The 14,877-nt window shown below is 43.9% G+C and carries 14 protein-coding genes; 8 read left to right on the forward strand and 6 right to left on the reverse strand.

What is annotated here, in order from left to right; translation table 11 throughout:
• Positions 1-357: 357 nt before the first annotated feature.
• A complete protein-coding gene (locus tag OH463_RS15810) occupies positions 358-1,197 on the forward strand; it encodes a DMT family transporter (protein ID WP_005452406.1) in 840 nt (279 codons plus the stop codon).
• A gap of 62 nt (positions 1,198-1,259) precedes the next feature.
• The gene (locus OH463_RS15815) at positions 1,260-1,874 is read left to right on the forward strand and encodes a glutaredoxin (RefSeq protein ID WP_269991564.1); all 615 of its coding nucleotides are present in this window, start codon (positions 1,260-1,262) and stop codon (positions 1,872-1,874) included.
• Positions 1,875-1,941: 67 nt separating this feature from the next.
• Here OH463_RS15815 and OH463_RS15820 read toward each other — a convergent pair whose 3' ends face one another.
• From OH463_RS15820 to OH463_RS15830, 3 genes are all read right to left on the reverse strand, one after another.
• The gene (locus OH463_RS15820; protein ID WP_005452414.1) at positions 1,942-2,076 is read right to left on the reverse strand and encodes a hypothetical protein; all 135 of its coding nucleotides are present in this window, start codon (positions 2,074-2,076) and stop codon (positions 1,942-1,944) included.
• A 134-nt stretch (positions 2,077-2,210) separates the two neighbouring features.
• A complete protein-coding gene (locus OH463_RS15825) occupies positions 2,211-2,558 on the reverse strand; it encodes a hypothetical protein (protein WP_005452418.1) in 348 nt (115 codons plus the stop codon).
• 120 nt (positions 2,559-2,678) lie between these two features.
• Positions 2,679-3,869 carry a multidrug effflux MFS transporter gene (locus OH463_RS15830; protein WP_005452425.1) on the reverse strand — a complete coding sequence of 397 codons (1,191 nt, stop codon included), beginning with the start codon at positions 3,867-3,869 and terminating at the stop codon, positions 2,679-2,681.
• Positions 3,870-3,980: 111 nt separating this feature from the next.
• Here OH463_RS15830 and OH463_RS15835 point away from each other — a divergent pair, with 111 nt between their 5' ends.
• Together OH463_RS15835 and OH463_RS15840 are read left to right on the forward strand one after the other, a co-directional pair.
• On the forward strand, positions 3,981-4,868 hold the full coding sequence (locus OH463_RS15835) for a LysR family transcriptional regulator (RefSeq protein ID WP_017190772.1): 888 nt from the start codon (positions 3,981-3,983) through the stop codon (positions 4,866-4,868).
• 257 nt (positions 4,869-5,125) lie between these two features.
• Positions 5,126-6,946: a putative bifunctional diguanylate cyclase/phosphodiesterase gene (locus OH463_RS15840; RefSeq protein WP_005452427.1), complete on the forward strand. Its 1,821-nt coding sequence runs from the start codon at positions 5,126-5,128 to the stop codon at positions 6,944-6,946.
• A gap of 35 nt (positions 6,947-6,981) precedes the next feature.
• Here OH463_RS15840 and OH463_RS15845 read toward each other — a convergent pair whose 3' ends face one another.
• Both OH463_RS15845 and OH463_RS15850 read right to left on the reverse strand, forming a co-directional pair.
• Positions 6,982-8,268 carry a peptidoglycan DD-metalloendopeptidase family protein gene (locus tag OH463_RS15845; RefSeq protein ID WP_005452428.1) on the reverse strand — a complete coding sequence of 429 codons (1,287 nt, stop codon included), beginning with the start codon at positions 8,266-8,268 and terminating at the stop codon, positions 6,982-6,984.
• A gap of 123 nt (positions 8,269-8,391) precedes the next feature.
• On the reverse strand, positions 8,392-9,021 hold the full coding sequence (locus OH463_RS15850) for a hypothetical protein (protein WP_269991565.1): 630 nt from the start codon (positions 9,019-9,021) through the stop codon (positions 8,392-8,394).
• A gap of 149 nt (positions 9,022-9,170) precedes the next feature.
• Here OH463_RS15850 and OH463_RS15855 point away from each other — a divergent pair, with 149 nt between their 5' ends.
• From OH463_RS15855 to OH463_RS15870, 4 genes are all read left to right on the forward strand, one after another.
• Positions 9,171-9,572 (forward strand): GFA family protein, encoded by a 402-nt coding sequence (locus OH463_RS15855; RefSeq protein WP_269991566.1) that lies wholly within the window; start codon positions 9,171-9,173, stop codon positions 9,570-9,572.
• Between the two features lie 157 nt (positions 9,573-9,729).
• Positions 9,730-10,401, forward strand: a complete 672-nt coding sequence (locus OH463_RS15860) for a YoaK family protein (protein ID WP_005452432.1) — start codon at positions 9,730-9,732, stop codon at positions 10,399-10,401.
• 409 nt (positions 10,402-10,810) lie between these two features.
• The gene (locus OH463_RS15865; RefSeq protein ID WP_005452434.1) at positions 10,811-12,175 is read left to right on the forward strand and encodes a YjiH family protein; all 1,365 of its coding nucleotides are present in this window, start codon (positions 10,811-10,813) and stop codon (positions 12,173-12,175) included.
• Positions 12,176-12,643: 468 nt separating this feature from the next.
• Entirely contained in the window at positions 12,644-14,515 is a 1,872-nt protein-coding gene (locus OH463_RS15870; RefSeq protein WP_009696385.1) for a methyl-accepting chemotaxis protein, read from the forward strand.
• Positions 14,516-14,574: 59 nt separating this feature from the next.
• Here OH463_RS15870 and OH463_RS15875 read toward each other — a convergent pair whose 3' ends face one another.
• Positions 14,575-14,877: a hypothetical protein gene (locus OH463_RS15875; protein WP_079325282.1), complete on the reverse strand. Its 303-nt coding sequence runs from the start codon at positions 14,875-14,877 to the stop codon at positions 14,575-14,577.

The raw sequence follows: 14,877 nt of genomic DNA on the forward strand, positions 1-14,877 counted from the left end.
TAAGACCGACAGCTTTTCTACTTAAACCTAACTGCCCTCTTTTAATGCATTTACTCCCGAAGTTAGTGCAATTCCTCTAGTAGCCGTTAGACACGCCCTTCTCACCCTTTAAAAATCAACACGTTAAAAGTTGGCACACTAGCTGCAATATTAAAAACGAGCAAATGCATGGCAGCGTTTGTGCTTCTCGTTCTTTGTACCTACTTCGGTAGGCACGTCCTTTGAATTGGTAATGTCGCCTCCCTCTGGGAGGCATTTTTTTATTGGCTACCCCAACATTAGAACGTATGATCCTATCTATTGTTTAAAACCGGAAATATCCAATTGAATCATCATCCTGTCCAAGGAGCATCTTGGATGCTTACCGCAGGCTTGGCTTTTGCCATCGTTAATAGCTTTGCTCAAATCGCAAGTATTCACTTTGGTGTGTCATCCACGACATTTGCACTCTTCCAATACGCTATCGCCTTTTTCGCTATCTTGCCGTATCTGCGAACATTAGGAATTCGTCAGTCTCTACGTACTAACCACTTTGGGTGGCATGCATTGCGCATCTTCTTGGCGGTTATCGGTATCCAGCTTTGGTTATGGGCTCTCGCTTATCCGGTTCCTATCTGGCAAGGCATCGCTTTGCTTATGACTTCACCGTTGTTTGCAACGGTAGGTTCAGGTTTAATTCTGAAGGAAAAAGTAGGTGTTGCTCGTTGGATCGCGACGCTTACTGGCTTTATTGGCGCAATGATCATTCTTGAGCCTTGGTCAGACTCTTTTACCTGGGCAACGTTACTGCCTGTCGGCGCGGCTTTTTTCTGGGCATCTTATTCTTTAATGGTGAAAAAGCTGTCGGTGAACGATCCACCATCAACCATGGTGGTTTACTTACTGCTCTTGATCACGCCCTTTAATATTTTGCTGGCGGCACCTACATTTGCAATGCCTGAAGGCTGGAACATTTGGGGAATCTTAATCGCCGCAGGCATACTTACGGCACTAGCCCAGTGGGCAGTAGTCAAAGCTTACGCTGTCGCTGATGCATCGTTTGTACAACCATTCGACCACGCGAAACTGCCCTTAAATGTCTTTGCAGGCTGGCTAGTATTCAACTGGGTGCCACCAGGTCGACTATGGCTTGGTGCTGCAATCATTATCGGCTCCATTGCTTTCATTACTCATTGGGAAGCGAAAAAAAGAAAGTAATTTGAAAGAAATTTCTCGGTTTTGAGTTCTATATTTTCAGGAAAGGAAATGAGGAGCATCTTATGACACAGCCAATCAAAATTACATTGTATCGTTGGGCCGGCAGTTGGGGACCATTCAAAGTCAATATCCCATGCGGGGAATGTACATTAACCAAAGATATTCTTGCTGACACATTTGAAAATGAATTAGCAGATGTGCCAGTCGAGCTAGAAGTGAAAGATTGGTTGTCTCATTGGTGGGAGCCATTAAAACTTGGAGCATGGCATGCCCCTATCCTAGTCGTTGAAGGCAAAGTCGTCAGCCAAGGGGAAGCGCTAAACCGAGGCGTGCTTGTTCAATCTGTCATTGCTGAATGGACCAAGCGAGATCAGCTTAAAGGCAACATCGTTTATGGTAAGGCGACATGCCCTTACTGTGTTAAAGCGAAAAAGTTGCTTGATGAAGCTGGCGTTGACTACAAATATCACGATGTAGTGAAAGACAGCGCAGCCCTATATCGTATGATCCCTGAAGTGAAAGCCATCATTGGCGAAAAAACACCAGTGACCGTGCCACAAATATGGTTAGACGGTAAGTACATTGGAGGCGCGGATAATCTGGAAAAGTGGTTGGCTGAGAAAGGATTAGATAGCGTGCCAGATAACGTTGTCGAGATCCCAAGTCAAATGGCCTAAATATATCGATTGAGATACCTAGAGCGAAAATGCAAAAAGCCCCGATATGACATCGGGGCTTTTCTTATTAATTCGCTAGTTTTTTCATTACGCGAGCAAACATAGAAGGCTTTTTCTTCTTCGCTTTACCGTAAAGCGCTTTGTGCATCGCGTCTTTAGCCATCATTTGACCAAAGTAAACACCACCAAGTTCGTAACCCATGACCTTCTCCTAAGAAGCAATTAACTGGTTTATGTTGTAATTTTACACCACATAAGCCACAAAACAAGACGTGAATCACATTTATTTTGTAATTTAATTACAAAGTTTTTTATCCTAGCGAATAAGAAACGTAATTAACGTTTAGGTTGCTGGTATGTTTTACCTGCTGCTTTGTAGGTGTCTTTCGGTTTAATTTCAAAGAAAGTCTCGAAGAACCAAGCCGCAAACTTGATCAGGTGGTCACCTTCATTCATTACATGCTCAACGAACTCTTTCTCTTCACCAGACTCATCTGCTTGAACCGTAATGTGGTAAATGCGTTTTTCACCTTCTACTTCAGCAAGACCGAATTGACCTGTTAGCGATTCAGCAGCCTGAGCGACTTCTTCTTCCTCAGATGCTTTTAATAGCTCTAGCGCTTGAGGTAGGTTTTCTTGTTGACCGATTTCTTTCAGTAGAGCTTCAAATTCGTTTTGTTGCATGATTTCACCTAACAATGAACGGGTGTTGTCGATATGCCACTATTAACCAAGTGTAGATAACGACACAATAATTGGTTGCGCATTTTAGAGAGGACAACATGCCCTTGCAACCACATTCAACTAAGAACGCTCTGGTTGGACTAAACCACCAGAAGGGGTACGGAACTGTCCAACCACCAGCACCAAGCAAGAAATCACTGCAATCGAAATATAAAAGACGCCGAGTTGATGTTGAGTTGTTACCCAAGTTTCTACCAAATAGCCGCCAAATAACCCTGCTAAACACATCTGAATAGAACCCGACAATGCAGATACCGCACCTGCCTGTTGTTTATGAGGCGATAGCAGTAAACTGATCGAAACAGGGAAAGACATGCCTTGCGCGAAGCTCAAACACGTAAAGGCAATGAGCAAAGATGTCGCTGTAAACGGCAATATAAGAAGCATCACTCCTGAAAAGGCAACAATGACAAAACTCATCAAAAGGATCTGTTGCTCTTTGTATCGAGCATTGATGATGTTGAGAACTAAACTCCCCATCAATAAACCTGCCGAAGGCACAATCATCAAGGTACCGTAATCGGCAGCAGTGAGACCAAGCTCTTGTTGCATTAAGAACGGATAGAGAGACAGTGTCACCAAAGCTGATAAGTAACTCAACCAGTTGTAGCTTGCGCTGCCTATTACTTGTTTGTTGGTCAACAACTCAAAGTAATTGCGCATCACACGCTTTGGCTCAAAGCGGCGTTTGGGGTATGGCAACGTTTCATGCAGCACAATAAAGCCAAGGGTAAAGATCGCCGTAAGATAAATAAGAACGAAGACAAAAACCGCATGCCAACTAATGTGATAAGCAATCCATCCACCAAACAAAGGCGCAACAATCGGCATCACAGAAGCAGTCACCGAGATGTATGACAACGCCTTTGTGAGCTGCGCTCCATCATAGCTATCTCGCAACACAGAGCGCCCAAGAACAGAGGCACTCCCAGCCCCAAGACCTTGTAGTAGACGTCCGGTCTCAAGTGCAAAAATGTGGTCCGCAAAGGCAATACAGATGATGGTTCCGACGAGATACACACTTTGTCCCAAGATAAATACAGGACGGCGACCAATTGCGTCGGATAAAGGACCATAAATTAGCTGTGAGACACCAAATCCGACAAGAAACAGCGTAACCAAGTTTTGAATCGTATGCTGAGGAAGATTCAAATCGTGACCAATCAAAGGCAAAGAGGGAAGATAGATACTGACGCCTACTTGACCAGTCGCGATGATCATCATCGCCAACAATAATGGTGTTTTACGCAATATACCCTCCTTACATCATGACAGTTTCACGACAGACAGTGTATATTTGATACTCAAAGATGATAATAAACCAAAATGGAAAGGGATTATTTCCCCTGAGGATGGAATAAGATGGATTGGATTCAGAGCGTTAATAGCTATATTCGCGTAGTCGAGGAAGGTAGCTTTAACGCAGCAGCGAGAAAACTCAACACCACCAGCTCCGCCATCAGTAAACGTATCCAATGGTTAGAGGATAAGATTGGTGTTCAATTATTAAAGCGAACCACTCGCTCGATCAGCCAAACTGAAGCAGGCGCTTTGTTTTATGAACGAGCCAAAGTCCAACTCGACTCTTGGCAATCCGTTTTAGATGAAACCCGCTCTGTTAACCAATCACCAGCAGGACTACTTAAAATTGGTGCGACTTTGGCGGTAGGCTCTAAATTTTTAGTACATTATCTTGATGATTTTCTTGAAAAATACCCTGATATTAAACTTCAGTTGATCACCACGCTACCAGGTCAGATACCAGAACTTAGCCTAGATTTGTTTATCAGCCGTGAGTTGGAGCAACTCAATTCCCTCAGCTTTAAAGCCAGCCCATTGTTCGAGCACAAAGCTCAGTTTTATGCTGCGCCGAGTTATCTAGAGAAACACGGTACACCAAAAACAATCGAAGAATTGTCGCAGCATAACGTTTTAATCTGGGGTGAGAAACCAGTACGAGAAATCAAGACCAATCGTGGAAAACGTGTCAGCCTATCGGGAAATTTCGCCACGACGAACCCAGAAGCCCTCTTCCATGGTGCTAAACGAGGCATGGGAATCTTGCTGTCTAATAACGTGATGATCAAAGAAGACCTAAAATCCGGCGCTTTAGTACCCATTCTTCCGGAAGTGACCGCTGATGAAGCGACTGTATATGCCTACTACCCAAAGCTGGACTATCAACACACCCGAACTCAACTGTTTCTCGACTATCTAAAAACGCGCTTAGAAGAAGAGAAACGTGCCTAAACTTTTGACTCTCTGGTGCTTCAAGTACTAGAGAGTAACTAGCCTTCTCCAAAGCGACTACCACTTTGATGAGAGTTAGCTCCCCTAGCACCTCACCCTATGGTTGAAAATCACCAATAAAACGTATCTTGAGTTTGAAAAATCACCTGAAGTAAACAATAGTTAACGTGATGCATATCGATTAAATGAGAAAAGATCGTGTAATAAAGCCAACACAAACACGATATGGGTAAACACAACGTCGGGTGAAATGTTCAATGGATCATGAACAAAAAAGTATCCAGTTACTTGATGAAATTCTAAAGCTCAATGGTAGCGCACTACTCGACAGAGTAACGCTTGAGCTCCATCAGCAATTTCAAAGCTACTGTACTTGCGTAGTTGAGATAGCACACCTACAACATTGTGCGGTGACACTTTCCAACTCTAGTGGCGGAACCATCGCAGACAGCATGTGTTACGGATTAGAAGGCACTCCTTGTGAGCAAGTCGCACAAGACATTGGCGAACTCATCTTCTATCAAGATGAAGTTTACAAGCTATTTCCTGAAGACCAAATGTTTCAAGACGCTGGCATTCAAGCGTATATCGGACTTCCTTTAAAAACACATACAGGTGAAGTGTTAGGCATCTTAGTGTCAACATTTACTCACTCCATCAGTGAAGCTGAAGCCGAAGAAATCATCTTCCATCACCGTTTTTATGCAAACATCATCATCCATAGTTTGCGAGAAAAGTGGATCAGTGAACGCTCAGACAAACTTCTCAACCAACTCAGTTACGAAGTCTCTCATGACAATCTAACAGGGCTGCTCAATCGCAGTTGTTTAGCTGATACGTTGGAGACCTTAACTCAGCAGGCAACTCGCCCTTTTAGTCTTGCGTATCTAGATATCGACAACTTTAAATCCATCAATGACATCAACGGTAACTACATCGGTGACCAAATCATTAAGTTCACTGCAAATGCGATTCAACAAAGCTTAACCTCGCCCAACAATGCGTTTCGAGTCGCAGGTGACGAGTTTGCTTTTATTACCTATGACGAAGATCCTGTTAGCGTCTGCCAAGAAATCCTCGATAAAATCGAAGCAGGCTATTCAGACAAATCCAATCGTATTTCTTTCACTGTCAGTATCGGGATCGCGAGAGCGCCTGTGCATATGCTGAATAGTGATGACTTAATACTGAATGCGAGCCTTGCACTAAAAGACTGTAAAAAACGCCGAGATACCCGTATTCAACATTACGACACCCACTTAAGTGCACTTTACCATCGCCAGACACAACTGATTGAAGCACTGCGTGAGCAGCTTCGTTTAAGCATTGATGAAAATGAAGAGCTTTATGTCGTAGTCCAGCCAATTGTTGACATCACCAGTGACCGTTGGGACTACTTTGAAATCCTCGCGCGTTGGAACAGCAGCGTTTATGGCAACGTCTCGCCAGTGGAATTTATTGAAGCCGCCGAACAATCAGGGTTAATCATTGAGCTAGGCGAGCGCATCGTGGAACTCGCCTGCCGCGCAAAACAAAACTTAGAACGACAACTGGGTTACACCGTCAAGCTTTCAATTAACTGTTCAGCTCATGAACTTATTGATTCTAATCGCTACATGAACTTCCTTACTCGGATTCTAGAAAAATACCATCACCAAGCTACAGACTTTGTTATCGAGCTTACAGAGACAGTCTTGCTGTCACAAAGTGGTCGAGAACAGATGGTATTGAATTCGTTACGCTATCTAGGCTTTAAGGTCGCATTAGATGATTTCGGCACAGGCTACTCAAGCTTAAACTACATTCACAACTACCCTATCGATAGCATCAAAATCGACGCGACATTTGTACGCAACATGCTCTCAAATACGACGTCAGAACAAGTCGTTTTGTTGATCGCTCAACTGGCTCAGTTGCTTGAGGTTGATCTTATTGCTGAGGGGGTTGAGGATGACAGAGCCTTGCAAAAGCTCATTGAAATGGGTTGCCACCATATTCAAGGTTATTTTTATTCGAGACCACACAATGTTGACGAGCTAATTGGCATCATCAACGAAAAGCAGATGAAAAGCGCTTAAAAAAAGACCAAACAATGTTTGGTCTTTTTTGTGATTTATAAAACGGCTTGTTCTTTGTCTTTAAGCAGTTTGTCCATCTCGTCTCGAGTAGCAATAAAGCTCGCCATTTCCTTTTTAGGCACAGAGCTTGCCATCGGGATCTTCGCTCGCATTGCATTAACAGGACGACCGTATTCGATCAATTCGTAGTGAAGGTGCGGACCTGTTACACGTCCCGTTTTACCCGATAAGCCAATACGTTGACCACGAGAAACTTTCTGACCTTTCTTCACTAGGATCTTACTTAGGTGCAGATAGCGCGTCTTGTACTTACTGCCGTGCTCAATCACTACGTAGTTACCCGCATATGGGTGTTTACGTGTCATGATAACCGTGCCATCCCCCGTTGCTTCTACTGGTGTACCGATAGGCACAGCCCAGTCAGTACCGTTATGAGGTGCAACTCGACCCGTTACAGGATGAAGACGTTTCGGGTTAAAGCCTGAGCTGATACGCCAGCCTCGACTAACAGGGTAACGTTGGAAGGCACGCTGTAGGCTCTCACCTTTCGCATTATAGAATTGACCGTCGGTATGAAGATAAGCAGTCACTTCACGACCACGGTTGTAGATCTTAATTGCTTCGATTTCGTTCTTGCCAGTCGGTACGCCATCAATACTTTGAGAACGACGAACCACTTCGAATCGGTCACCTGCGCGTAAGTCTTTACCGAAGTTAACCTGCTCTTTTAGTAGGTTCACCACTTGGCTGATTTCCGCTGAGCTCAAGCCCAAACGATTTGCTGATGACGAGAAACTACCATGAATCACGCCAACTAAAGGTTCTTGATGCCAAACACCTGGGATTGAGATGTCCGAGAAATCGTAGCTGCCATCAGCATTACGACGATAAACGACTTTGTCGGCGATAGAAAATTGAAGCTCCATCTTTTCCAATTCACCCGTCGACTCATCACGCCAAAAACGCAATGTGTTGCCGGGTTTTAAAGTATCAAGAGCAAGGAAGTTCAAATCCGTCTCCATCACTTTCATCAACGAACTGTAGCCAAAGCCCAGTTGGCTAAAAATGGAGCTCAGGTTGTCACCTGCTTGGATTTGGTATTCAAAATTTGGGGGAGAGACAACTTCTGCTGTTGTTGCCTCAAGAATATTTTCTACAACTCGCGATTCAGGCAAGTTAAGGGCGATGGTTTTAGTAAGGGAAGACTCTTTGAGAGAGTTAGAAACACCAATCGCAACTAATACTGGCAAGGAGTACAACAGTAGCGCTTTACGACTTGTCAGATTCGGCAACCGTCTTGTTGTAATTTCATTTGTAGACACGGGAATTACTATCTCCTTTATAACAAGGCTCATAGCTTATGCATTCCCGCATAAGAAATCACTATGAAATTACGAGATCTAGCGCAGAAAACACTTATTTTTTACAGAAGACAAAAAAATTCATTACTGTTGCATATGTAAGTTATTACCTACACGTTTAAGAGTGGTTGTAATCAATTGATTTGGTTGTTCTGCCATCGCTTGATCTTCTCCATGTTGAAGATATGAAAGCGAAATTTGTGTATCGCTGTTCCATTTCAATGAAGACATCTTGATTCGATCACCAATGAAAACGCTGTTAAGCAATACAACACGGCTTGGTACAGCATCAAACTTAAATAAACCGATGTAGTAAAACACCCCAGAACCTTGTGTTGTCACGATCACAGGAGCCACAATCCAAGGGGTCTCACTTACGTTACGCTGCGCAATAAACTCGGTAGGTACCAGTACCTCGCCTTTTGTTGCACCAGCATCATACTGACCTTTTAAAAAACCATGCTCTTTATCCCACTCATCAAGAAAAGTCACCGCACCCTGCTCTGGAACTTGAACAGTCCACGGATTTCGTGACTGAATACCCAGCACTTCCGCTACGATTGAATTAGATTGTGCCTGCGCTTGAGGAAACTTTGCCATGATCTCATCATCAGAAAGGCTAAACCGGTAAATGCCCGCAATAATAACCACAGCTAACAGTACGATTGGGATCAGGAGAATGAGGGGAATAGGTAGGATTCTCTTACGAGTCATGAAGACTTCCTTGTGTTCTTGTTCTCTGAATTATGTTCGGAGTATATACCATTTATAGAGCGAAGACCGCTCTGCCTATCCGTTCATTTTGACTCAAGTGTTTCAAAATTAAACTAAACTGTTTGGTGGGCAACCAATAGGTAATAACGATGACAAAAATCACCCACACATGCGAGTGTGCCTGTGGCTTAGTCCAACTGCGTTGCACGGCGGAGCCCATTCGCACTTCTATTTGCCACTGTTTCGAATGTCAAAAGTGCACGGGGAGTGTGTTTGGTGTTCAAGCTCGGTTTCACAAAGACCAAGTAATATTAGATGGCGATACCACCAGTTATACTCGTATCGCCGATTCAGGAAATCAAGTGCATTACGAATTTTGCCCGGCATGCGGTACAACAATGCGCTTACTGCTTTCAGACGTCCCAGACTACGTGGTGATCCCAATGGGATTGTTTAACAATAAAGAGTTTCCACAACCCACTATTTCCATTTATGAGCAAAGAAAACAGGGATGGGTCAGCTTTGATTGCACCATGGAACACGTTAGATAAATATTTGTTATGCAGAATTTGAACTCTCTCAACATTTGAGTTTGCTCAACAATAGTTGAGACTTTATTGAGAATGATCAACCAAGTAATCGCGTAAGTACTTTCGTTCCGCGCCACGAGCGCTATAATCTGCTCCTAACATTTGGTGAGGCTTTATTGTGATTTCCAGACTTCCTCGTTGGGTGGAATATGGCGCTTTTCTGCTTGCTCTTCTCGCAGGTTGCGTCAATGCCGTGGGTCTTCTCGGCTTTCAACATCAAGCGATAACGCATCTTTCCGGAACCGTAACTCAGCTAGGGAACAGCTTGCTAACAGGTGTGGATACAACCATTCACCTGCTCCTTATTGTATTTAGCTTTTTGATTGGCTCTGCATTTAGTGGATTCTTTATCGAAAGCAGCGCGCTCAAGCTTGGTCGTCGCTATGGTGTAGCTCTTTGCATAGAGGGTAGCCTGCTGTTGCTCAGCTTGGGCTTTCTGGTACAGGGTAATGTTTATGGTCAATACCTTGCCTCTGCCGCTTGCGGCTTACAAAATGCGATGATCACAACATTCAGCGGAGCTGTCGTCCGAACCACTCACATGACCGGTATTATTACTGACCTCGGTATTATGATTGGAGAGAGCTTGCGAGGACGTCAGTTTGACCGACGTAAAGCCAAGCTGTTTATCTTTATCTTCCTTGGCTTCTTATTAGGCGGTACAGCTGGTGCAGGTTTATTTAACGTTTACGAGCTGTACGCATTAGCCTTCCCGGCTCTGTTAGCTTTTATAATTGCCATTGCATACTGGAGTTACCTCTACTTGCAGAGCCGCAACCAAACCGTCTAGTTTTTAATGACGGTTTAAGCATTCGACTTAAACCGTCTTATCTCTCTTGTCACTCGGTTAGCCTATAAACCCTATCTACTGGCAGAAAACGCTGTCATTGGCTTGAGATCCCAATCACATTTGCTAGGCTTTTTATTGCTCTAGTCACACTGTACCCCTTAACACTCTGCACTGAGCAGCTTACGTGCTACAATTTTCTAACACGAGCAACAAATTCATATACAAGATTCTAGGTTTAGTACTTTTAGCCGAAAAAACGGCTGAATAACTAGATGTATTTAATGAATAGTATTGCAATGGATGCAGTTTGCGGGTAATCTCCGCACACTGTGATTAAATACGGATGTTTAGTGAATATTTATGTCATGGAATATGGCGAGTATTGACTAGTAGTAACACGAGACAAACAATGCATAACAACACTAATGCTGCTGAAGCGCCTAAGGGCAACTTTTGGATGTTCTTCATCCCATCCCTAATCGGTCTTCTACTTTTCATGGCACCAATCTCTTACGATGGTGGTCTGACAATCCCTGTCGCGGTAATGGCAAAAGTCATTCCTGCAGTTCTTGGCGATACTTTAATTGCTATCGTAACCGCTATTGTTGCTTTCATGGCGCTAGCTTCTGTTCTTTGCAAAATTTTCAAGCCAGCAGCAATCCTACGTAACGGTTTCTTGAACGGTCTATTTAATCCGTCTCCACTTTGGTTGTTGGTTCGCCTAATTGGTGGTGCAGCGGTGCTGATGACGTTCTTCCAAGTGGGTCCAAAAGCAATTTGGGAAGAAAACACAGGCGGTCTTGTTCTTACTGGTCTGCTGCCAACGCTATTCGCGGTATTTATTTTTGCAGGTCTATTGCTACCTTTATTACTTAACTTTGGTCTATTAGAACTGTTCGGTGCCCTACTAAGTAAAGTAATGCGCCCAGTCTTCAACTTGCCAGGTCGTAGCGCGATCGACTGTATGGCTTCTTGGTTGGGTGATGGTAGTGTGGGTATCCTACTAACCAGTAAACAATACGAAAACAACTTCTACACTCAACGTGAAGCTGCGGTTGTAGGTACGACTTTCTCAGCAGTATCGATTACCTTTAGTTTGGTTGTCCTTGCTCAGGTTCAACTAGAGCACCTATTCCTGCCTTTCTACGGCGCAATCTGTCTAGCTGGCGTTATTGCAGCAATTATCATCCCTCGCCTACCACCATTGAGCCTAAAGAAAGACCGTTACATGGATGGCAGTGAACCGAAAAAAGATGCGGACGCAGTACCTGCTGGTCACACGACTTTTTCTTGGGGTATGGATCTTGCGCTAAAACGCGCTGGTCAAGTGACTTCTGTACAGTCGGTATTTAAAGAAGGCGTACATAACGCAATCGACATGGTGTTTGGCGTACTTCCTGTGGTTATGGGTCTTGGTACCGTGGCATTAATCATTGCAGAATACACGTCTGTATTTGAGATCCTAGGTCAACCATTTATCCCTTACCTAGAGTTGCTACAAATCCCTGAGGCAGCAGCAGCGTCTCAAACTATCGTTGTTGGTTTTGCAGATATGTTTATCCCAGCAATCCTAGCGGCATCTATCGATAACGAAATGACTCGCTTTGTAATTGCAGCAATGTCAGTAACTCAGCTTATCTACATGTCAGAAGTGGGCGCTCTGCTTCTAGGTAGTAAGATTCCAGTGAACATCGTAGAACTGTTCGTAATCTTCATTCTACGCACGCTGATTACGCTACCAGTCATTGCAGGTGTAGCTCATCTTATTTTCTAAATTTGATGCAATTAATAAAGGCTCCGCTCTGTCGGGGCCTTTTTTGTATTTGTAACATCAGTTTGTTTTCTTAGCTCAGATTTACCATATTCTTTGGTTCTTCCCTCGCTTTCTTTACGTCTCATTTTTGATACATAACTTATAAATATCATTTCAAATTCATCTATTTAAATTAGTTAGACACCCAAGATAAGACTTGTTTCTATAAGGCTCAGTGATACCATTCTTATGTTTTTAACAGTTTAATGACGAAGTCCAACAATTCAGATCAAAGTCACAACTTTTAAATTCATCTAGGCTTTTTATCCCGTTTCGACAATAAAAGCCGTAAATAGCCTTCAGGTTTCTGATAAATCTGTCGATAAACAAAATAACAAACACAATTCTGTGTTCACATCTGCCAAAATCACCCAGGGAAGAAGAGGTGAAAGCAGAGTAAACCAGCCGGGAGACTCGAGAGGGAAAAGTATGAAATTCAGACATAAGGTTGTAACTGCCTCTTCTATTTTACTGCTTGTTACTGTGGCATTGCTGTCGACACAACAGGTTATGACTATCCGTTCGCAGATCGAAGAAAACATTGATACGAGTGTGAACGAAATTCTCTCCAGTGTGGGGAACACTGTAGAGTCCGAAATGAACGCGAAGAAAGATCTTGCTCAATCGATGACCGAGATCTTGGAAATTAATCCAAGCGATCACGATTACGTAAAAGATGTACTAGAAAAGCCAATGCCAAAATCAAGCTTCTTGGCAATCGGGTACGCATACGACCACGATGGTTCCTTAATCGAAAACGATGACGGCTGGGAAGCTGGTGCCGACTATGATCCTCGTGTTCGCCCTTGGTTTGTCTCTGCAAAAGCACAGGGCAAACTTATCGTCACTGACCCTTATGTTGATGTCTCTTCTAAGAAGGTCATTATTTCTATCGGTACGCCAGTTCGCGAAGCCGGTCGATTCCTAGCAGCGATGTTCTACGATATGGAGCTGACCACCCTTTCTGACTTGGTAAACCAAGTCAATCTATTTGATGCCGGCTACCTCTTCCTCGTTACTGCAGACGGCACGACGATTGCTCACCCAGAAGCGAAATACAATGGTGAGAAGCTATCGAGCTACTTGCCACAAGTCGAGATCAAACCTGGCGCTCAACACATTGAGATTAACGGCAACAAATACATGGCGAGCCTGTCGCACATTGCGGGTGAAAATTGGTATGTAGGCGCGCTTGTCGACGAAAGCATTGCGTATTCTGCAGTAGGTAAGCTGCGTAATAGTGCAATCATCTACTCATTGATTGCCGTGATTGCCTCTATCATCGCACTGACTATCCTTATCCGTACCTTGATGCGCCCTCTTGATGAGCTAAACACAGCAATCCAAGCCGTCGCATCAGGCAAAGGCGATTTAACGCAGCGTTTGGACACCAATACCGATCAAGAATTCTCTGAACTAGCAAAAGGTTTCAATACCTTTATGGAGAACTTGCAGCACCAGATCATCGAATCGAAGAGTATCTCTGATCAGATCCTCAGCGGAACGCAAATTACTGCTGAAGGTGCACGTGACTCTGCGTCTGCGATTCAGACTCAACTTCAAGAGCTAGAACAACTTGCAACAGCTATGCACGAAATGTCAGTAACGGCAACCGAAGTAGCTAACAACGCGCAAGGCGCAGCAAGTGCAGCGAAAGAAGCGGATGAAGCGACCATGCAAGGCTCCTCTATCGTAAATGAGTCGACAGAAACGATTAACCTACTTTCTGACAGCATCGATCAAGCGGTTGAAGAAGTTCAAGGTTTAGAGTCTGCGACAGCTAACATTGAGACTATTCTTAAAGTTATCAACGATATTGCAGACCAAACGAACCTACTTGCACTGAATGCGGCAATCGAAGCGGCGCGTGCAGGTGAATCTGGTCGTGGCTTCGCAGTGGTAGCCGATGAAGTACGTACTCTTGCACAACGTACTCAAGAGTCTACGACCGAAATTCGCAGCATGATTGAGCAATTGCAATCAGGCGCATCTTCTGTTGCAAGCGCAATGCACCAAAGCAAAGGCAGCGCAGTAGAAGCGGTAGAAAAAGCAGGACACGCAAATGACGCTCTACAACGCATCCGCGATGCAATTCAACGTATCTCGGACATGAACTTGCAGATTGCTTCGGCAGCTGAAGAGCAAAGCTTGGTAGCAGAAGAGATCAACAACAACACGGTCAACATCAAAGATCTATCGACTCAAGTTGCTGACTCTGCAAACCGCACCAACGATGCAATGCAAGCGCAGAATGAAGACGTTCGTAAACAAGACGAAATCCTTAACCGCTTTACGGTGTAACACTTCTCTTACTTACAAATGCAAAACAGCGAGCACAGTGCTCGCTGTTTTTTTATCGATTACAACACCACATGAACATAACGATCTTTTGAACGCTTGTAATAGTGCTCATCCACCTTCAGGTAGGTAAAGTTCCCGATCTGGATATACGTACTGCGCGGTGGAATACGCTTGTAGTGATAATAATAATGTTTTGGTCGTTTGTGCTTCACCACGACGACCTTTTTATGCTTGTGTTTATGTTTATGGTGATGATGACCGTGTTTATTATGATGATGCTTTGGATGCGCGGAAACATCAGCGCTGAACACTCCTAACGAAAGCATCATTCCAATCATGGTAAGAGAAAGTCGCTTCGACAC

Origin of the sequence: Vibrio sp. NFR, from assembly GCF_027587095.1 — a bacterium.
In the GTDB taxonomy this organism is placed as follows: domain Bacteria; phylum Pseudomonadota; class Gammaproteobacteria; order Enterobacterales; family Vibrionaceae; genus Vibrio; species Vibrio harveyi.